The sequence below is a fragment of the Streptomyces sp. NBC_01351 genome, from assembly GCF_036237315.1.
In the GTDB taxonomy this organism is placed as follows: domain Bacteria; phylum Actinomycetota; class Actinomycetes; order Streptomycetales; family Streptomycetaceae; genus Streptomyces.
On sequence record NZ_CP108356.1, the window covers coordinates 7,961,916 to 7,981,015 of the forward strand.

10 protein-coding genes, 2 pseudogenes and 1 riboswitch are annotated in these 19,100 nt (G+C 73.5%); of the genes and pseudogenes, 7 read left to right on the forward strand and 5 right to left on the reverse strand.

Annotated features, from left to right (window positions below):
- Nucleotides 1-2: 2 nt before the first annotated feature.
- From OG625_RS36610 to OG625_RS36620, 3 genes and pseudogenes are all read left to right on the forward strand, one after another.
- Nucleotides 3-6,776: pseudogene (locus OG625_RS36610) on the forward strand (non-ribosomal peptide synthetase/type I polyketide synthase); the annotation flags it as partial.
- A gap of 80 nt (nucleotides 6,777-6,856) precedes the next feature.
- Nucleotides 6,857-7,987: an acyl-CoA dehydrogenase family protein gene (locus tag OG625_RS36615; protein WP_329389591.1), complete on the forward strand. Its 1,131-nt coding sequence runs from the start codon at nucleotides 6,857-6,859 to the stop codon at nucleotides 7,985-7,987.
- Nucleotides 7,988-8,028: 41 nt separating this feature from the next.
- Nucleotides 8,029-8,703, forward strand: a pseudogene (locus OG625_RS36620) (4'-phosphopantetheinyl transferase family protein); the annotation flags it as partial.
- A gap of 224 nt (nucleotides 8,704-8,927) precedes the next feature.
- On the opposite strand, the gene OG625_RS36625 reads toward OG625_RS36620, so the two are convergent.
- Nucleotides 8,928-10,997: a hypothetical protein gene (locus OG625_RS36625; RefSeq protein ID WP_329389593.1), complete on the reverse strand. Its 2,070-nt coding sequence runs from the start codon at nucleotides 10,995-10,997 to the stop codon at nucleotides 8,928-8,930.
- Nucleotides 10,998-11,135: 138 nt separating this feature from the next.
- Nucleotides 11,136-11,909, reverse strand: a complete 774-nt coding sequence (locus OG625_RS36630; RefSeq protein ID WP_329389595.1) for a type 1 glutamine amidotransferase domain-containing protein — start codon at nucleotides 11,907-11,909, stop codon at nucleotides 11,136-11,138.
- Nucleotides 11,910-12,132: 223 nt separating this feature from the next.
- On the opposite strand from OG625_RS36630, the gene OG625_RS36635 reads away from it, so the two are divergent.
- From OG625_RS36635 to OG625_RS36645, 3 genes are all read left to right on the forward strand, one after another.
- Nucleotides 12,133-13,152, forward strand: a complete 1,020-nt coding sequence (locus OG625_RS36635; protein ID WP_329389597.1) for an AraC family transcriptional regulator — start codon at nucleotides 12,133-12,135, stop codon at nucleotides 13,150-13,152.
- 61 nt (nucleotides 13,153-13,213) lie between these two features.
- Nucleotides 13,214-13,278, forward strand: a riboswitch (guanidine-III (ykkC-III) riboswitch).
- A gap of 75 nt (nucleotides 13,279-13,353) precedes the next feature.
- Complete coding sequence (locus tag OG625_RS36640; RefSeq protein WP_329389599.1) at nucleotides 13,354-13,806, forward strand: Ohr family peroxiredoxin; 453 nt, start codon at nucleotides 13,354-13,356, stop codon at nucleotides 13,804-13,806.
- Nucleotides 13,793-14,269 (forward strand): hypothetical protein, encoded by a 477-nt coding sequence (locus OG625_RS36645; RefSeq protein WP_329389601.1) that lies wholly within the window; start codon nucleotides 13,793-13,795, stop codon nucleotides 14,267-14,269. The genes OG625_RS36640 and OG625_RS36645 overlap by 14 nt, the downstream gene beginning before the upstream one ends.
- Before the next feature lie 90 nt (nucleotides 14,270-14,359).
- On the opposite strand, the gene OG625_RS36650 is transcribed toward OG625_RS36645, so the two are convergent.
- The 3 genes from OG625_RS36650 to OG625_RS36660 all read right to left on the reverse strand — a co-directional run bounded on the left by OG625_RS36650 (nucleotide 14,360) and on the right by OG625_RS36660 (nucleotide 18,307).
- Nucleotides 14,360-14,575, reverse strand: coding sequence for a hypothetical protein (locus OG625_RS36650; protein WP_329389602.1), 216 nt, complete (start codon nucleotides 14,573-14,575; stop codon nucleotides 14,360-14,362).
- Between the two features lie 263 nt (nucleotides 14,576-14,838).
- Nucleotides 14,839-17,298 carry a CehA/McbA family metallohydrolase gene (locus OG625_RS36655; protein WP_329389604.1) on the reverse strand — a complete coding sequence of 820 codons (2,460 nt, stop codon included), beginning with the start codon at nucleotides 17,296-17,298 and terminating at the stop codon, nucleotides 14,839-14,841.
- A gap of 217 nt (nucleotides 17,299-17,515) precedes the next feature.
- The gene (locus OG625_RS36660; protein WP_329389606.1) at nucleotides 17,516-18,307 is read right to left on the reverse strand and encodes an SDR family NAD(P)-dependent oxidoreductase; all 792 of its coding nucleotides are present in this window, start codon (nucleotides 18,305-18,307) and stop codon (nucleotides 17,516-17,518) included.
- A gap of 144 nt (nucleotides 18,308-18,451) precedes the next feature.
- Between OG625_RS36660 and OG625_RS36665 the strand changes: the two genes are divergently transcribed.
- Entirely contained in the window at nucleotides 18,452-19,075 is a 624-nt protein-coding gene (locus OG625_RS36665) for a TetR/AcrR family transcriptional regulator (RefSeq protein ID WP_329389608.1), read from the forward strand.
- Nucleotides 19,076-19,100 lie beyond the last annotated feature (25 nt).

The window sequence follows — 19,100 nt, forward strand, 5'->3', positions numbered from 1 at the left end:
TCATGGCAACAGAATCAGACACGAAGCTGCTGGGATACCTCAAGCGCCTCACCCTCGACCTGCACCAGGCGCGCGAGCGCCTGCGCGAGCTGGAGGAAGGCGACCGGGAGCCGATCGCCATCGTCGGCATGGCCTGCCGGTATCCGGGCGGGATCGACTCGCCCGCCGCCCTGTGGCGGCTGCTGGCCTCGGGCGGGGAAACCGTCGGCGCGTTCCCCCGCGACCGGGGCTGGGACGAGGGTCTGCACGACCCCGAGAACGGCGGCCGGAGCCTGACCGGCTCCGGCGGCTTCCTCTACGACGCGCCGGACTTCGACGCGGGCTTCTTCGGCATCAGCCCGCGCGAGGCCCTGGCCATGGACCCGCAGCAACGGCTGCTGCTGGAGACCGCCTGGCGGGCCTTCGAGGACGCGGGGATCGACCCGGATTCGGTACGCGACACCGAGACCGGCGTGTTCACCGGGCTCTCCTGCAGCGACTACGGGCTGGGGCGCGGCGACGTGCCCGAGGAGGCCGAGGGCTTCCTGACGACCGGGACGGCGGGCGGCGCCGCGGCCGGCCGGATCTCCTACACGCTCGGCCTGCGCGGCCCGGCGATCACCTTGGACACGGCCTGCTCGTCCTCGCTGGTCGCGCTGCACCTGGCCGTCCAGTCGCTGCGCCGCGGCGAGTGCACGATGGCGCTGGCGGGCGGCGTGACGATCATGTCCACACCGCAGCTGTTCACCGAGTTCAGCCGCATGCAGGGCATGTCGCCGGACGGCCGGTGCCGCCCGTTCTCGGCCGCCGCCGCGGGCAGCGGGTTCTCCGAGGGCGTGGGCGTGCTGCTGGTGGAACGGCTGTCGGACGCGAATCGGCTCGGCCACCGCGTACTGGCCGTGGTGCGCGGCAGCGCGGTGAACCAGGACGGCGCCAGCAACGGCTTCACCGCACCGAGCGGCTCCGCGCAACAGCGGGTCATCCGGCAGGCGCTGACGGACGCGCGGCTGTCGCCCGGTGACGTCCAGGTGGTGGAGGCGAGCAGCACCGGCACCACGCTCGGCGACCCGATCGAGGCGCGCGCCCTGCTGGCCGCCTACGGGCGTGACAGGGACCAGCCGTTGCGGCTCGGCTCGCTGAAGCCCAACATCGGGCACTCCCAGGCGGCGGCCGGCGTCGCCGGGGTCATGAAGACGGTGCTGTCGATGCGCCACGGCAGGCTCCCGGCCACCCTGCACGTGGACGAGCCCACCCCGCACGTCGACTGGTCGGCGGGCGCGGTCGAGCTCGTCGCCGAGGAGACCACCTGGCCAAAGACGCCGGGTCCCAGGCGCGCCGGGGTGTCCTCGCAGGGCATCAGCGGCACCAACGCACACGTGATCATCGAGGAAGCTCCGGTCGTCCCCGAGGAGATGCCGCCCGGCCAGGAGGTCCGGCCCGCCGAGCAGGACGGGCCACGCCTGCTGACCCTGTCGGCCAAGACGCCGGCCGCGCTCGCCGAACTCACCGCGCGCTACGCAGACCTGCTCGCCGGCGAAGGCGACCGCGGCGAAGGCGAGGGCGTCGAGCCGCTCGCGGCGATCTGCCGGACCACGAGCCTCGGGCGGGCGCACTTCACACACCGGCTCACGGCCGTCGCGTCCTCGCGCGCCGAGCTGCGGGACCTCCTCATCCGGACGCGCCGGGACCAGGCGCCGCCGCGCGGCGTCCGCGCCGGTGCCCGGACCCCGGAAACCAGCCGGGGCCCGGTGTTCCTCTTCACCGGCCGCCTGGACGCGCAGAACGCTGACGCGGCCGCCGAACTGGCCGGGGCCGAGCCGGTCTTCCGCCGCGCCCTGGACCGGTGCGCCGAGGCGTCCGGCGGCCGGACCTCGCCGTTCGCCGTCCAGTACGCGCTCGCCGAGCTGTGGCTGTCCTGGGGCGTGGAGCCCGCCGCCGTCCTCGGTCACGGCACCGGCGAGCTGGTGGCCGCGTGCGTCACGGGCACGATGAGCCTGGAGGACGCCGCGCTGAAGGCGGCATCGGCCCGGACTTCGGAGAACGCCGCCGGACCGGAGCGGTTCACCGACGAGATCGCCGCGCTGCTGCGGGACGGACACCGGACCTTCGTGGAGATCGGGCCCGCCTCGCCGCTCCTCGACCAGGTCCGCACGGCCGGGCCCGCCACGTTCCTGCCGTCGCTCCGCGAGGGCGAGGACGCCCGGCGCACTCTCCTGGACAGTCTCGGCGCGCTCTACACCCGAGGCGTCCGGATCGACTGGACGCGGGTGCACGGCGAGTCCTCCGGGCCGCCCGCGCCGCTTCCCGGATACCCGTTCCAGCGCGAGCGCTACTGGCTCTGGACGGGAGGCCCCCGCAGGGATCAGGCACCCGCTCACGGCGGGCAGTTGGTCGCGCAGGTACGGCTCGTCGGCGCCGACGGCACGCCCGTGGCACTCGCCGACGGCGTACGCCTGGAAGCGGTGCCCGGCGCGGCCGGGAACGCCGCACCGGAGGCCGGGCCCGTCGCGGCCGAGACCGAGACCGCGACGGAGCACGCCGCACCGGAGACCGAGAAGGTGGCCGAGCTGGTGGTCGGCATCGTCGGCCGGGCGCGCGGCGCGGCCGTCACCGGCGACGACCTGCTCCTGCCGCTGCGGAGCCTGGGCGTCGACTCGCTGATCGCGATCGACATCCGGCAGACCCTCGCCCGGCGGCTCGGCGTCGACCTCCCGCTGCCCGATCTGCTGGACGGCCGGAGCGTCGCCGAGATCGCGCGCACCGTCCAGACGGCCCGCGGCGGCGCCACGCAGCGGACCGAGGAGCCCGGTGCGACGCTGGTCGCCGATCCGGCGGCCCGCCACGAGCCGTTCCCGCTCACCGACCTCCAACAGGCCTACCTGGTCGGCCGGACCGACGCCTTCGAACTCGGCAACGTCTCCACCTCCTTCCTCGTCGAGATCGACCTGGAGGAGACCGATCTCGACCGGCTCGGCGTCTCCCTCCGGCACCTCATCGGCCGGCACGACATGCTCCGCGCGGTCGTGTCCCGGGACGGGCACCAGCGGGTGCTCGCCGAGGTTCCCGACTACCGGATCACCACGGTCGACCTGCGTGCGTACGACGGAGCCGAACGGGACCGCCGCCTCGCGGAGATCCACGAGGAGATGCGGGACCAGGTCTTCGACACCGAGGTCTGGCCGCTGTTCGACGTCCGGGCGACCCTGCTCGACGCGCGCACGACCCGGCTGCACCTCAACTTCGACGCGCTGATCATCGACGGCCGGAGCTCCGGACTGCTGTTCCGGGAGTGGGCGCAGACCTACCGCTCCGGTACGCCCGCGGCGCCCGCCCCGGCCGTCACCTACCGCGACTACGTGCTTGCCGCGGCCGAGACCGATGCCGGGCCGCGCGCGAAGTCGCTCGCGTACTGGCAGGCACGTGTCGGCTCCCTCCCGCCCGCGCCCAGTCTGCCGCTGCGACCGGGACCCGCGCCGCAGCAGCCGGTGTTCACCCACCGCACGGCCCGCATCGAGCCCGAGGCATGGCAGCGCTTCAAGGACAACGCCGCCGCGGCCGGCATCTCGCCTTCGGCCGCCCTGTGCACCGCGTACGCGCAGGTGCTGGGTGCCTGGAGCGCCTCGCCGCGCTTCACGCTCAACCTGCTGGCGTTCAACCGGCGGCCGCTGCACGAGGACGTCGGCAGGGTCATCGGAAACCTCAGCGCGACCACCCTGCTGGAGGTCGACGCCGCCCCCGCCGAAGCCTTCGCCTCGGGCGCCGCGCGGTTGCAGGACCAGTTGCTGACCGACCTCGAACACGGGCACGTCAGCGGCGTGGAGGTGCTGCGCCAGCTCAACCGCACCCGGGGCGGTACCGGCCTGGCGAGCATGCCCGTGGTCTTCACCAGCACGATCGGCTTCGCGGGACAGGGCGACGGCGAGCGCGGCGCGCTCACGGCACTGACCACGCTCGGCGCCTCCGGCAGGCTCGCGTCCAGCTCGGTACGGACGCCGCAGGTGTGGCTCGACCACCAGGCCCTGGAGGAGGCCGGGGAACTGGTCCTCAACTGGGACGTGGTGGAGGAGATGTTCCCCGACGGCGTCGTCGACGGGATGTGGGACGCCTACCTGGACCTGGTGCGGGACCTGTGCGGCGAAGGGGCGTGGCGCCGGCCGCCGTCCGTGCTCGCCCCGGTTGCCGACCTGGAGGTTCGCAAGGCCGCCAACGCCACGGACGCCCCCGTCCCCTGCGAGCTGCTGCACGACGCGTTCCTGCGGCAGGCGGAGACCCGGCCGGACGCGCCCGCCGTCATCACCGCGGCCCGGACCCTCAGCTACGGCGAGGTGGACCGCCGCTCCGACCAAATCGCCCGGTGGCTGATCGACCGCGGCGCGGGCCCGGGCGTGCTCGTCGGCATCGTGATGGACAAGAGCTGGGAGCAGGTCGTCGCGGCGCTGGGCATCCTCAAATCCGGAGCCGCCTACGTGCCGGTCGACGCCGCCACGCCCGGCCGCCGACTTCGGATGATCATGGAGAGCGCCGGAATCGAGCTGGTGCTGACCCGGTCCGCGGTCGCGGACGAGCTCGATCTGCCGGCCGGCACCCGCTCGCTGCACGTCGACACCGAGCCGGAGGACACCGGTACGAGCGGCCCCCTGCCGCTCTCCCCGGCCAGGCCCGACGATCTCGCGTACGTCATCTTCACGTCCGGTTCCACTGGGGTGCCGAAGGGCGTGATGATCGAGCACACCGGCGCGGTCAACACGATCCAGGACGTCAACGACCGGTTCGGCGTCACCGCACGCGACCGCGTCCTGGCCCTGTCCGCACTCAACTTCGACCTCTCGGTCTACGACGTGTTCGGCCTGCTCGCGGCCGGCGGAGCCCTGGTCCTGCCCGACGCGTCGGCCCAGCGAGAACCGGCCGCCTGGCTGGAACTGGTGAACCGGCACCGTGTGACGATCTGGAACAGCGTCCCCGCGCTGATGGACATGTTCGTCGCACACGTACGGTCCCTCGCCGGCCCGCCGTCGCTGCGCGTGGTGATGATGAGCGGCGACTGGATCCCCGTCACGCTCCCCGGAGCCATCGCCTCGGTCCTGCCGAACGCGCGGATCTGGAGCCTGGGCGGCGCGACCGAGGCGTCCATCTGGTCGATCCGGTACCCGATCACGCGAGTCGAGCCGGACTGGTCGAGCATCCCGTACGGCAAGCCGATGCGGAACCAGTACTTCCATGTGCTGGACGAGGCACTGCGGCCGCGCCCGACCTGGGTCCCCGGCGACCTGTACATCGCCGGCACCGGCCTGGCCCGCGGCTACCTCGGCGACGAGGCGAAGACGCGCGCGGCGTTCCTGCGCCACCCGGTGACGGGGGAGCGGCTCTACCGGACCGGTGACCTCGGCCGCTACCTGCCGGACGGCGACATCGAGTTCCTGGGGCGCGCGGACTCCCAGGTGAAGATCCAGGGGCATCGGATCGAGCTCGGCGAGGTCGAGGCGGCGCTGCTGCGCCGCCCGGACGTCCGCGCGGCGGCCGCCGTGGCCGAGGGCGAGCGCGGCGGCCCCAGGCGGCTCGTCGGGTACGCGGTGTCGGCTGCCTCCGAGGACGAGCTGCGCGAGGCGCTCGGCCGGGAACTGCCCGGCTACATGGTGCCCGCCCGCATCGTCCTCCTGGACGAGCTGCCGCTGACCGCCAACGGCAAGGTGGACCGCCGCCTCCTGCCGTCGCCCGAGGAGACGGCCCCGCGCTCCGGTGAGGCGGTCGCACCGCGCGACGCGACCGAACGGCTCCTGGCGGAGATCTGGGCCGAGTTCTTCCGGGCCGCCGACGGGACCGCCGACGGGACCGTCGGCGTCACCGCGAACTTCTTCGACCTCGGCGGCGACTCGATGCTCGCGGTGCGCATGATGGCCCGGATCCGGCAGCACACCGGCCGGTCACTGCCGGTCGCCACGCTGCTCGCCCGGCCGACCGTCGAGTCGCTCGCCGAGGTGCTGCGCGATCAGCCCGGCGACGAAGGACGGGCGGCCCTGGTCACGGTCCGGGACACCGGGACACGGCCGCCGTTGATCCTCGTCCACCCGGTCGGCGGCGACGTGCTCTGCTACGCCGGGCTCGGCGCCCTCCTCGACGAGGACCAGCCGCTCCACGCCCTCCAGTACCCCGACCTCGAACCCGCTCGGCAGAGCGTGCCGGACCTGGCCGCGCACTACGCCGACGCGATCACCGACCGGTTCCCGGACGGCCCGTACCGCCTCGGTGGCTGGTCCATGGGCGGCGTGATCGCCCTGGAGATCGCCCGCCTGCTCGCCGGGCGGGGCCGGACGGTCGAGCTCGTCGCGGCCGTGGACCTGCTCGAACCGCCCGGCCGCGCCGAACCCGCTTCCGACGCGGCGCTGCTGGCCCGGTTCGCACGCGACCTGGCCGGGCTGGCGGGAAGCACCTGGCACCCCGAGCCGGCCGAGTTCGAGCCCACGAACGGCCGTTCCCCGATGGAGGAACTGCTCACGCGGGCCCGGCATGCCGCCGTCCTGCCGGACGAGATCGACGCCGCCACCCTCGAACGCCTCGCGAGCCGGTTCCTGCGCCTCAGCCGCGCACTGGCCGACCACGAGCCCGCCGCGTACCGGGGCAGGGTCCGGCTCCTGCGGGCCATGGACGGGGCCACCGCGTCGACCACCCGCCAGTGGCTGGCCCTCCTCGGGGACCGGGCCGAGAGCATCGACGTGCCGGGCGACCACTACAGCGTCATGCGCTCCCCGTACCTCCAGACGCTGGCAGCCGAGCTCGACAAGGCCCTGAACGACCTGTGATCCACACCGGCCGAACCCGTCGGCCGAATCCGCCTGCAGAACCCCCACACCACGAGAAGCAGCCGAACCAGGAGCACCGGATGACCACCATGGAACTGCCCACCCGGGCCGAGACGGGCCTCACCGCCGCATCGGTCATGGACCGCGTACGGACGTACGCCTCGGGCCTCCCGGCGTACGCGCCGGAGATCGAGCGACTGGGCCGGATCCCCGGTGACGTCCTCGACGGCCTGAAGGCCACCGGGCTGCTGCGCGCCGCCCTGCCGCCGCACCTGGGCGGTGTCGAGATGACCGCGCCGGAGATCACGCGGGCCGTCGACCTGCTGGCCGAGGGCGACGCCTCGGTCGCCTGGTGCGCGGCCGTGGCGCTGAACGCCGCGCTCGCCGTGGTCTCGCTGCCCGCGGAGGTGTTCACCGAGCTGTTCCCGCACCCGGACCTGATCACCGCGACGGTGCTGCCGCCGGCCGGGCGGACGGTCCGGCGGGACGGCGGGTACCTCCTGTCGGGCCGCTGGACCTACGGCAGCGGCATCACCCACGCCGACCGGGTGATGGCCGGGTTCCAGACCCCGGAAGGCGCCCCGAGGATCGCCGTCTTCGACGCCGTGCACGTGCGCGTGCTCGACACCTGGAACACCACCGGGCTGCGCGGCACCGGCTCCCACGACTTCGAGGTCGCCGACCTGTTCGTCCCGGAACGGCACACGTTCGCGCTCGCGCCGTCCGGCACCCGGCAGGAGCCGCTCCACCTGCGCGCCGACAACCTCGCCCTCAAGATGGCGGGCCTGCCGCTGGGCATCGGCAGGTCCGCGCTGAACGCCGCCAAGGAGATCCTCGCTCCCCGGCGTTCCGCGCTGCCCTGGCCAGGCGTCCCGGCCGACCTCGCGCACGCCGAATCGCTGATCGGCGCGGCGGACGCCTACGTGTACTCCACGCTGGAGAACGCCTGGGCCGCACAGGCGGCCGGCCTGGCACCCGAACGCGGCACGGCCGCGCTGGCCCGCCGGTTCGCGCACCGCGCCTGCCGGGAGGCGGTCCAGGTCCTGTACGACGCCGTGGGATCGGCCGCCGTCTACACCGAGCGCACCCCGCTCGACCGATGCCTGCGGGACCTCATCACCGCGGGCCGCCACGTCGCGTCCTCGGAGAAGATCCTCGACGGGGTCGGCGACCTGCGCCTCGGGGGAGCCCCCGCCTCACCTCACCTCTGATCCTCAGCTGCCCCCCAATTCACCGACGGAGGTCGGAACCGGTGATCGATCAGCTGCTCCCGAACTCGGTGGTGGCCGTGGAGACCCACGGTGACGACGAGGCCGACCAGGCCCCGCTCTACCCCGAGGAACAGGAGGTCGTGGCGCGGGCGGTGGACAAGCGCCGCCGGGAGTTCTCCGCGGTGCGCGGCTGCGCCCGTCGCGCCATGGCGGAGCTCGGTGTACCGCCGGTTCCCGTGCTGCCCGGGGAGCGCGGTGCCCCGCAATGGCCGCAGGGCCTGATCGGCAGCATGACCCACTGCGACGGCTACCGCGCCGCCGCCCTGGTCCGCGCCGCCGACCTGGCCTCCCTGGGCATCGACGCCGAACCCCACGGCCCGCTCCCGGACGGCATCCTGCCCTCCGTCTCACTGCCCGCGGAACGCGAGCGCCTGGCGCTGCTGGGCGCCCGGCGGCCCGAAGTCCACTGGGACCGACTGCTGTACAGCGCGAAGGAGTCCGTCTACAAGGCCTGGTTCCCGCTGACGGGGAGATGGCTGGACTTCGAGGAGGCGGACATCGAGATCTCCCTGTCGCCCGGAACGGCGTCGTACGGCCACTTCCGTGCCGAACTCCTCGTTCCCGGACCGGTCGTGGCCGGCCGCCGCCTCGGACACTTCGAGGGACGGTGGACGGTCGGCCGAGGTCTGGTCGGCACCGCCGTGACGGTGCCGCACGTCCCGGCGCCACGTGACGTGCAGCGGGGTCCTTCCTGGACGCCCCGCACGTCCGCGGCCACCCGAACGCGCCCGCCGAGCCCGCGCTCCCGTCGTGCGGCACCGGCCCCCGCGGCAGGCCTGCCCGCATGGGCCTGATCCTGCCGCGCGCCCGCCGGCGCCTGGGTGATCGAAGCAAGGGTGCCCCCGGGTCGCACGCGCCGGGAGCACCCCTGCCGTTGCCGCTACGGCGCGGTCACCGGCATGACGTAGCCGAGCAGGCCCTCCCTCGTGTAGGGCCCCTCGCAGTCGGCGCGGGGGGAGACGAAGTGGTCGAACACGGACGGTATGTAGCACCGGTAGAGCGGCACCGAGCCCGGCACCGCCTTGGTGTACACGTATCCCACCGCGCCGAGGGGCTGTTGGCCCTCGCACCCCGGGTCGGCGGTCAGCAGCGAGTGGTTCGCCACCTTGCACTCGTAGAGGCGGACCGTGCCGGGCGCGGGGTCCCGCAGCACCTTCCAGACCCCCTCGTGGGTGAACCCGGCGGGCAGGGGGCGCGACGAGGCCAGGTGCCCGGCGTGCGGGCGGTAGCCGCGGACCAGAGGTGCGTAGGGGGTGTTGTGGCCGCGGGCGCGCTCCCAGGTGCGCAGGTAGCCCTCGGCGCCCCGCATGAGCTCGTCCACCACGTCCTGGCCGCCGGTGACCCGGATGTCCTCGATCCAGTCCGGTACGAGGCCGTAGTGGGTGCCGCCGCCATCGGTGTTGACGTCCCAGACGCGCGAGCCCGTGACCTGCCGGTCGAGGACCGAGCCGCCGTCGGGGCTGCGGAAGGGATAGCGGACGGGGTTCCCGGTGTCGGCCCGGGGGCCGGGGAGCCAGGCGAAGCCGTTCATGTCGGTGCCGATCCCGTACCCGGCGCCGTACTTGGCGCGCAGCGCGGCGTGCCTGCGCGCCTCGGCGGCGAAGGCGGGGGCCTCGTACATGTGGCCGGTGATGAAGCCGCCCAGCCGGTAGACCCGCTCGGTCCAGTTGTCGTCCATCCAGCCGTGGGTGGACAGGGCGCCGGAGTACTGCTCGGCTTCGAGCACGCGCAGCGCCTGGTTCGCCGCCTTGACGCTCATGTGGTCGATCTCCAGCATCATGTGGCGCTTCATCATGCCCAGCACCGCGTACTCGCCGAGGGCGGTCAGGCCCCGGCGGTTGCACTGCGCCTGCGCCGCCTGCAGGGAGGCGCCGTACTGCGGCAGTTCGACGCCTTCCGGCAGGGCGCCCCGGATCCGGGCCTCCGCCTCCGCCGCCTCCGCCTGGGAGGTGCCGGCGTCCTCGCTGGTTCTCGTGGTCCCCGCCTCCGCATGGCCCTCGGCGGCGAGCCCGAAGCCGATCGGGTTGTCGTGCTCGGGGCCGGCGCAGGGCTCCGTGCTCCAGAAGGTGCCCGTCGACAGGAACTGGCCGACGTTGATGGCCATGCCCTGGGTACCCGAGTCGAACCGGACGCCGCACAGGGCGTTGTCGAACTTGTGGCACAGGAACATGCTGCGCACGCCCAGCCGGTGCAGTTCGTCCAGACCGCGGTCGATGTCGGCCATGGTGCAGCGGGCGCCGTCCAGCACCTGCTTGCAGCCGAACGGTTCGGAGGTCTCCACCCCGAGGACGACGGCGAGTTTGCCCTGCTCGATGACCCTTCGGGCCTGGTCGGGCTCGGTGACGACCCGGAACCAGCCCTTGCCGGCGCCGCCGTACATGCCGTCCACGTAGTCCTGGAGCTCGTACGTCTTCTGGACCTGGAGCCTGATCGCGGTCATCTCGTCGCAACCGCGGTCCTTGAAGAAGTACATCGAGCAGATGACGCCGTTGGTGACCATGTCGTTCACCAGGATCCGCTGGCCGCCCCGCCAGGCTCGCTCCACCCAGGCGTAGTAGGTCTGCTGGTGGGTGGCGGAGTCATGGGCCGGCCAGTCGTGGAACGTCGGCCAGCCGTTCGGGTCGTGACGGCCGTCACCGCCCTTGGTGATCATGTCGAAGAGGGCGAGGACGCCGTTCGGGTAGTGCTCGGGGCAGTCCTTCAGGGCGTCCGCCACGCCGGCCGTGGAGAAGACCTTTCCGCAGACCAGCCGTCCTCCGAAGCCCTCGTTCGACATCAGGTGGACGTGTCCGTCGACGTATCCGCGGACCCGGCCCTGGGCGTCGGTCCCGGTGAACGGTTCGCCCGTGACGTTGACCTGCGAGTCCGGGGCGGGGCGCGCCACGGGCTCCCACCACTGAGGGCCCGCCGACGCGCCCGCGGCCGCGGGGCCGAATACCAGGGTGACCATCGCGAGGACCAGGCCGATTAACCGGTACCGGCGTCGTCCTGAGGCTCTTCGTCGATTCATACCATCCCTTTCAACGATGCGTTCATGACATTTCGGAGATGGTCTTCGGTCGCCGGCCCGCGCGCGGTGCGGCCGGACTCAGCCCGACAGGTGCACCGCTCCCGCCGCATGGGCGCGGACCAGGGCCAGGTACTCCGCCGCCAGGCGGTGGCAGTCCCCGGGCCACCGCGCGGAGACGTAGTTGCCGTCCTTGACCGCGAAACCGCGTCCGGGCCGGGCGGCGGTGTCGCGCAGCGGCAGGGGCGGGCCGGCGAGGAAGTGGCTCGGATCGGCGAGGGCGGCGGTGACCTCCTGCTGCACGGTGGTGCGGTACGTGCGGTAGTAGCGCCCCAGCCAGAGCCGGGTGAGGTTCCATCCCGTCAGCTCCAGCAGGGAGGTCAACGCCGTCGTCCGCCGGCCGTGGAGGACCGAGCGCCCGGTGGCGGGATCCTTGGCCCGGGCGGCGAGCAGCACGCCGTGGCAGACGGCCCCGACCGGCAGCCCCCGGGTGAAGATCCGGGCGAACAACTGCTGGGCGGTGGCGTCCTCCAGCAGTGTCCGCATGCCCGCGGCGTGGCCGCCGGGTACGAAGAGACCCGTGACCTCGGCCGGGTCGACGTCCGCGTACGAGGAGGGGGCAAGGAACCAGCGGTCGTCGGTGAGGCGCCGGTACGCGGCCAGCTCGGCGCGCCGGGTCATCAGCCACGGCGACAGCCAGGAGAAGCCGAGGTCCGTGAGCCGGGGGTCGGCGAGCGCGACCTTCCCGCCGGGGGTGGCGAACCGCACCTCGAAGCCGGCGTCCCGCAGGGCGGCCCAGGGCACCGCCGCCTCGGTCGGGTCGTAGTCACCTGCGGGGAGCAGGAAGAGAATCACGGCGTACTCCTCTGAGCGGTGGTGATCAGGGCAGCACGCTTCCCCGGTGCTCCGGGGCCCTGATCCCCTGATCCCATCGGTGGTCCGAAGGCCGACCTTAGGAGCGGCCCGCGGCGCCGTCATTCACTCCGGCGGCCATTGCGTTGACTCCCCGGACCGGCTTGCGGCGGCCGGTCCGGCGACGGTGTTGACGGGGGTGGCGCGCCCGCATTGACTGACCGACGTGTCAGCCATCGATCCGCCCTCCGTCACGGCCTGCTACGCCCTCGCCCTCCTGAACGCCACGGCGGAGGGCACCGGCGGGGCCGCTTCCTGGGCCCTGCCCACGGACCGGCTGGAGTTCGGCGAGATGCGCGCCCTGTGGGACAGGGTGCTCGGCGCCCGGGACGCCGACCCGCACACCGGGCTCCTCGTGGGCGACCGCATCCGGCCCGAAGGCCTGCACATCCTGGGCCACCTCGTCCTCACCTGCGCCAGCCTCGCGGACGCCGCACAGGCGGCCGAGCGCTACCACCCCCTGGTGAGCCAGGCGGGCACGATGACCCTGGACCGTGGCGACGGCGTCAGCCGGATCCACTACCGGCCGACCGTCGACCCGGGGGCCATGCACCCCCAGCAGGTGGAGGCGATCGTCAGCAGCATGGTGCGGGCGGCCCGCTGGATCGCCGGCGACGACTGGGCGCCCCTGGCCGTTTCGTTCGCCCACCCCCGCACGGGCTCGGCGGAGCCGTACGCACGCGTCCTCGGGTGCCCCGTCACCTTCGACGCTCCGGAGCACGCGATCACGGTCGCCAACGAGGACCTCGACAGGCGCCGCCCCCTCTACGATCCGGAGCTCAACGCCCTGCACCGGGTCTACGCCGACCGGCTCCTGCACCAGCTGTCCGCAGCCGGGACCGTGGCCGAGAGCGTGCGGCAGTGGCTGGAGCACGCCGCGCTCGAGGTCGCGGGCCCCGAGGGCCCCGCCAGGGAACTCAACCTCAGCGTCCGGACCCTGCGCAGGGCCCTGCAGGCGGAGGGCACGTCCTGGCGCGCTCTCCTCGACACCGCCCGCCACGGCCGGGCCAGGCGGCTGCTGGAGACCACGGCCCTGCCGCTGGACCGGATCGCCCCCCTCGTCGGCCTGAGCGGCGCGACGGCCCTGGTCCGCGCCTTCACCCGGTGGGAGGGCATGCCTCCGGGGGCGTACCGCAGCCGGCACCGGCCCGCGACCCCGGATCGCGGCGGTGCCGGCAGCGGGTGAGGAGGGTCACCGCCGGCGAGGTCCCGGCCGGCCGCCTCCGTTGCTAGATTGTCCGGCGGCCGGATCCGTGGTGATCCGAGGCCCCGGACGAGATGCGCCGTACCCGGTTACGCACGACGACGCGCGAGGTGCTGCACGAGCAGCGCCCTCCGCTGTCCGCACCCGGGCAGCGGCCTCGTCGAGCAAGATGGGCAGAACGCCATGACCGTGCCACTCACCCGCAGCCTGTACCGGACGACCGCACACGCCGCCGGGGGCCGCACCGGATCCGTCCGCACCGACGACGGGCGCCTGGACGTCCGTCTCGCCCCGCCGCGCAAGAAGGTGCCCGGCACCACCAACCCCGAGCAGCTGTTCGCGGCCGGCTTCGCCGCCTGCTTCACCTCCGCGCTCGCGGAGGTCGCCGCCGAGTTCGGAGCGGACGCCTCCGCCGCGCGCGTGGCCTGCGAAGTACAGCTCGGCACCACGGACACGCCCGCGGGGTACGGCCTCGCGGTGGCCCTCACCGTCAGCCTGCCGGGGTGGCGGGCGGCGGACCTCCAGCCCCTGCTGCACCGGGCGGACGCGGTCTGCCCGTACTCGCAGGCTGTGCGCGGCAACGTACCGCTGACGCTCCTGGCCGTGGACCACCCCGCCACCGATGACCGCGCCTGAGCCCCGGCCGGCGGGCCGCGTCCCGGGCGGCCCCGGCGTCCCTGACGGCTCCGGCATCCCGGTGCCCGAGCACGGCGCCTGGCTGCGGCGGGGCATCAGCCGCGACGGCGGACCCCTTCTCGAAGACCGCGAAGTGGTGTGGCTCCAGGCCGGCCCGTACTACGCCGACAGCCGGGGCTTCGCCGGTACGACGTCCTTCGACGGCTCCCGGGTGCACTTCCACCACCTCACGGGCGAGCCCGGCGAAGACGCCGGCACGTTCCGGTGGGAGGGCGCGAACCTCGTCGAACGGGGCACCAACCCGGACGGCAGCACCTTCCTGGAGATCTGGACCCCACTGCCCGGCGCAGAAGGCGCCGACGGTGCCACCGGTTCCTGGTCCGGTCCGGACCACCACGTGGTGCGCGTCGGCCGGCACGTGGTGCACGTCGATTCCCGTGCGGGCACGTACTGGCGGCTGTGACCTCCCCGCGGCAGGGATGCGCGGCCCGCCGGGCTGTGCGGTGAAGAACGTGGTGGCTCCCGCCGGTTCAACCGATCAGAGCAGGGCGGGTCACGTGCGGTCGCGCGTTCCGTCGACCACCGGGAGGGCAGCCGGGACGCGGCGCCTGCGGAGGACGCTCCCGTACACCCCGAGGCCGAGCAGGCCCGCACCCATCATGATCAGCCCGACCACGTCGAGGTTGACGCTCTCCATCTGCCAGTCGCTCGCGAAGGTGAGGACGGCCCCCACCACGATCAGCGCGATACAACCGCCTATGCCGGCCATGAATGTCGCCTCCTCGTCGGATCGTGTCGTCCGGCACCCCTCGCTGCCCGTGGCCGTGCCCGTGCAGTTGCCGTGCGGGGCCGCTGGACCCTACGCGTATGACCCGCATTCCGAGCGTCAAACGTGTTCCGCGGAGGTCCGGGCGCTTTCCGACGGGCCGTCAGCCGTTGTCCTCCCGCGGACGGCGCTCGCCGGAGCACTGCACCCAGGGCGCGAACCGGAGCGGCACAGGGCAAGCCGTGCCACTGCTCCGGCCGGACGGCCTAGCCGGCGCTGATGGCCGTCACGTGCGTCGTGCCGTCACGCAGGGCGGTGATGCGGACCTGCCCCGCCGGGAAGGGGTCCCTCCCGTTCGGGCCGGGTACCTGTGCGAACGGCGTCCAGTAGCCGTCCGGTTTCCTGACGTTGTGCCAGATCCGTCCGTCGAGCCCGACCGCCACGACCTGGGCGGATCCGTCGGGCGTCCCCGCGATGCCGATGGCGCTGGCCCCCATGGTGGCGGTGGTGACGCCCCGCGGGGGCTGGAAACCGGCCCAGGAGCCGTCGGGCCGCCGCTGCTGGTGATACACCATCCCGTCGAGCCCGATCGCGAGGACCTGGGAGGAACCGTCGGGCAAGCCGGTGATCGCCAGGGCGGGGCCGGAGAACGTCGGGGCCCCGCCGTAGCCGGCCAGGCGTCCCCAGGCCGTCCACGCACCGTCACGCCCGCGAACGCGGTGGTACATGGCGCCGTCGGTGCCGTAGCTGAGCAGCTGGGCGGACCCGTCGGGCATGGCGGCGATCGACACCTTCGTCGCACCCCACCGGCTCGTCGCGGTGAAGCCGGGCACCGCCCGGAACCCGGGCAATGTGCCGTCGGCACGGCGCTGCTGGTGGAAGGTGGTGCCGTCCGTGGCCGTCACCACGATCTGGCAGGTGCCGTCGGGAAAGGCGGCGATGTCCGCCTCCCGGACGGTGAACGCGGTCGAGCCGTCCGGTCCTGCGACGCGCTGCCAGGGCTGGAGCGTGGCCGAACCCCGTACGGCGGTCAGCCACAGACCGTTGTCGGGCGCGATGCCCAGCACCACGACGGAGCCGTCCGCCATTCCGGCCGCGGCACTCTGAACCCCCGCGAACGAGGCGGCGCCGACGGCGGCACCCGGCAGCGTACGCATACTGCTCCACGATCCGTCGGGGCGGCGCTCGGTGTGGAAGAGCGCGCGCCGCTCCACGTCGTACGGGGGCAGTTGCGCGGAGTAGAACCACACCGGGTTCGTGATGGCCACCAGTTGGTCCAGCGTCGTGGACGCGGGCTTGGGTCGGCGCACCTCGGCCCGGGCGAACAGGGACGCCTTGCCCCAGCCGCGCCAGCGCAACTGCCCCCTGCCGGTGCCGTCGATACAAGTGGCGGCCATGATGCCCCACTCGGTGTACAGCGTGGCGATGCTGTCCGGGGCGCCCGTCACGTCCAAGGTCACGTCGACGGTGTCGAAGAACGACAGCGGCAGTTCCTCGCCGGGTCCAGCGACCGCCGCGCCGGCGCGGGCGGTGAAGTCCACGGTCACGGCCGCGGATTCGACGGAGTACGACCGGCCCAGGCGCAGCGCATCCAGCACGGCGGGCGTCGACAGGCCGGTGGCGCGCACCACGTTGTGGGGCCGCCCGACGGCGTCCGAGTGGCTGTGGGCGTCGCTGTTGCCGACGGCGGCGACCCGCTTGCCGAGGCAGAGCATGACGTGCCAGGCGGCGATGTTGGCCGCGTCGTCCAGGGTCCACGGTCCGTTCCACACCTCCAGGGCGTCCACGCGGTCGAGGCCGAACTCCCAGAAGGATCCCGCCGCCGGAGTGAGCGGATGTGCGGCGATCGTGAGTCCGCCCAGACTGTGCACGCGCCTGGCGTGGCCGTCGAACACCCCCTGGTCGGCGGGGCCGTAGCGCCAGTCCACCCATTCGCCCTGGGGGAGGCCGACGGCCAGCCAGTGGCCGTGGCGGGTGGTGACCTCCTCGGCGTTGATGACCAGCAGGTCGGTCGGGACGTTGCCGCGCCATGTCACCCCGGTGGAGCTGGTGTTGTGGTCAGACGTGGCGATGAAGTCCAGCCCTTCCCGGCGGGCGGCCGCGACGATCTCGTCCACTGTGCGCTTCCCGTCGGAGTGCACGCTGTGCAGGTGCAGGTCGCCCCGGTACCAACCGGGCCCGCGCCCCGCCACCGAGGCCGGCAGGATGTCGTACGGGGTCCGGGGCAGCGGAGCTCCGTGGTGCAGCGTGACGTCGACCTGCCAGGCCATGCCGCCGGCGGCGCCGACCATCGGCCCCAGGATCACCGACCAGCTTCCGGGCTCGACGGGCCCGGGCACGTAACCGGGAGTGGCGTCGGCCGCGGAGAGGGTGAACCCGGACCGTTCGCCGCCCGACCAGCCGCGGAAGCCGGACGGGCCGAAGATGCCGAGATCCAGGATGCCGGCCGCGGCGTCGTGGGAGGTGGAGACGGAGATCCGTTGCACTCCGGAGGGGATGTCGAAGGCTACGTACGCCCACTGGTCGTTGCCTTGGGGGGCGCGGCCCCGGTAGGTGGTGGTCACCGTGTCGCTGCCCTGGCCCCGCGTCGCGGCGTGCGCGATCGGTGCGGGAACCAGTGCGGAGGCTCCGGCGGCGGCCAGCAGGGCCCCTAACCGGAGCAGGGACCTGCGCTCGACACCGGGGCCGGGGTCCGGCGCGGCGCTCGGGAGGTGTTCACTCGGCACAGCGGTGCTCTCCGTTCACGTGAGGTGGCGTGGAACGCGGGCAGGTGCGAGGAGGTGCGTGTGCGAGGCCGTGCGGGTGCGGGCGCGGAGGCATCCGTACGAGGAGGTGGGGGAGCGGGGGCCGCGCCCCGGTTCCGCCCCGGGGACGAGGGACCGCGGGCGCGGGCCCGGCGCCAGGGCCCGGCGGTGCCGCGACCGGCGGCACGACGACCGAGGCCTAGCGGCGCGAGCGCTGGGCCTCGACGATCTGTCGCACGGAGCCGTCGACGTCCGACCGGGCCTGGACCCGCTCGGCGAACCCGGGGAACTGCCCGGCGATGGCGCTCAGCAGCCGCAGCTCCAGCGGCGCCACGTTGACCTCGCACAGGTCGCGTCGGACGGCTCGTACGACGCCGTCGGCGACCTGGCCGGGCGTGACGGTCCTGATGCCGTTCGGCGTCGTGGCCCCGGTGGCCGCGAACATCCCCGCGTCGCGGACGAAGCCGGGCTGCACCAGGGAGACCCCCACGCCCGTGCCCCTGAGCTCCTGGCGCAGGGCGAGGGCGAATCCGCGCAGCCCGAACTTCGTCGCGTTGTACAGGGAGGTCGACTTGGTCGCCGCCTTGCCGGAAATGGAACCGACCAGCACGATGTGGCCGCGGCCGCGGGCCACCATCTGCTCCGTGAGCAGCCGGGACAGCAGGAGGGGCGCACGCAGGTTGACGTCGAGGGCGCGGTCGAGTTGCTCCTCGGTGTAGTCCAGGAGGTCGCCGCTGGCGGGCAGGGCGGCGTTCGCGACGAGGACGTCCGTCTCGGCGCAGGTCTCGGCGAGGCGGAGGACGTCGGACCGGACGGCCAGATCGGCGACCACCGTGCGGGCTCCGCAGGAGTCCGCAGTGACCTTGAGGGCGTCCTCCCGCCGCCCGGTGACCGTGAGGCGGGCACCCTGCGCGGTCAATCGCGCGGCCAGGGCGGAGCCGATTCCTCCGGTGGCCCCGGTGAGTAGAACGTTCGATCCGGATATGTCCACAATCACAACTCCCCTGCAGCGTCGCTCGGTTGTTCGTTCGAACGAACAGTAGGGATCTCCCCGCCCCCTGTCCACACCAAGGCCGTCCCCAACTCCCCGGCCCCGCCCGGGCGGTCGCGTCCGCCAATGGGGCAGAATGCGGCCATGTCCCATGCTTCCGAGACCCGCCAGAGCATCATCGACGCCGTACTGCGGATCATCGGGCAGGACGGCATCGCCGCCGTCACCAACCGGCGGATCGCCAAGGAGGCAGGCGTCTCCCTCGGTTCCGTCACCTACCACTTCGCGACCCAGCACGAGCTGTTGCGCGAGAGCCTGCTGCACTTCGTGGCCGAAGAGACCCGGCACTTCACCGCGCTCGCCGATGAATGCGCCGACGAGCGCTTCGACATCGGGCAGGCCGCCGAGGTGGTGGCGCAGGTCGCGGGCGGCAACGACTTCGACAGCCGCCACATCGCGCCCTTCGAGCTGTACGTCCAAGCCGGCCGGGACGAACGGCTGCGTGCCGCCGCGGCCGATTGCTTCGCCGCCTACGACCTGCTGGCCACCCGGATCCTGAGCCGGCTCGGCGTGCCGGATCCCGAACGGCTGGCCGGCGTGGCCGTCGCCCTGGTCTTCGGGCAGCAGCTGCGCCGCCTGGCCACCGGCGCCCCCGCCGAGGACCTCGTCGACACCCTGCTGATCCTCACGAAGTTCACCCCTCCACCGCTGTCGGGGGACGGCCCGCCGGGCACGGGCCCCGAGGGGCACGTCGACCCGGGGCGGTAGCCGGCCCCGGGCCGTACGGGAAGTC

What these genes read in the sequence shown, in the direction of transcription:
- OG625_RS36615 (WP_329389591.1), top strand. Translation starts at nt 6,857, where the DNA reads ATGACCACCATGGAACTGCCCACCCGGGCCGAGACGGGCCTCACCGCC.
- OG625_RS36625 (WP_329389593.1), bottom strand. Translation starts at nt 10,997, where the DNA reads ATGGTCACCCTGGTATTCGGCCCCGCGGCCGCGGGCGCGTCGGCGGGC.
- OG625_RS36640 (WP_329389599.1), top strand. Translation starts at nt 13,354, where the DNA reads ATGACCGTGCCACTCACCCGCAGCCTGTACCGGACGACCGCACACGCC.
- OG625_RS36645 (WP_329389601.1), top strand. Translation starts at nt 13,793, where the DNA reads ATGACCGCGCCTGAGCCCCGGCCGGCGGGCCGCGTCCCGGGCGGCCCC.
- OG625_RS36650 (WP_329389602.1), bottom strand. Translation starts at nt 14,575, where the DNA reads ATGGCCGGCATAGGCGGTTGTATCGCGCTGATCGTGGTGGGGGCCGTC.
- OG625_RS36665 (WP_329389608.1), top strand. Translation starts at nt 18,452, where the DNA reads ATGTCCCATGCTTCCGAGACCCGCCAGAGCATCATCGACGCCGTACTG.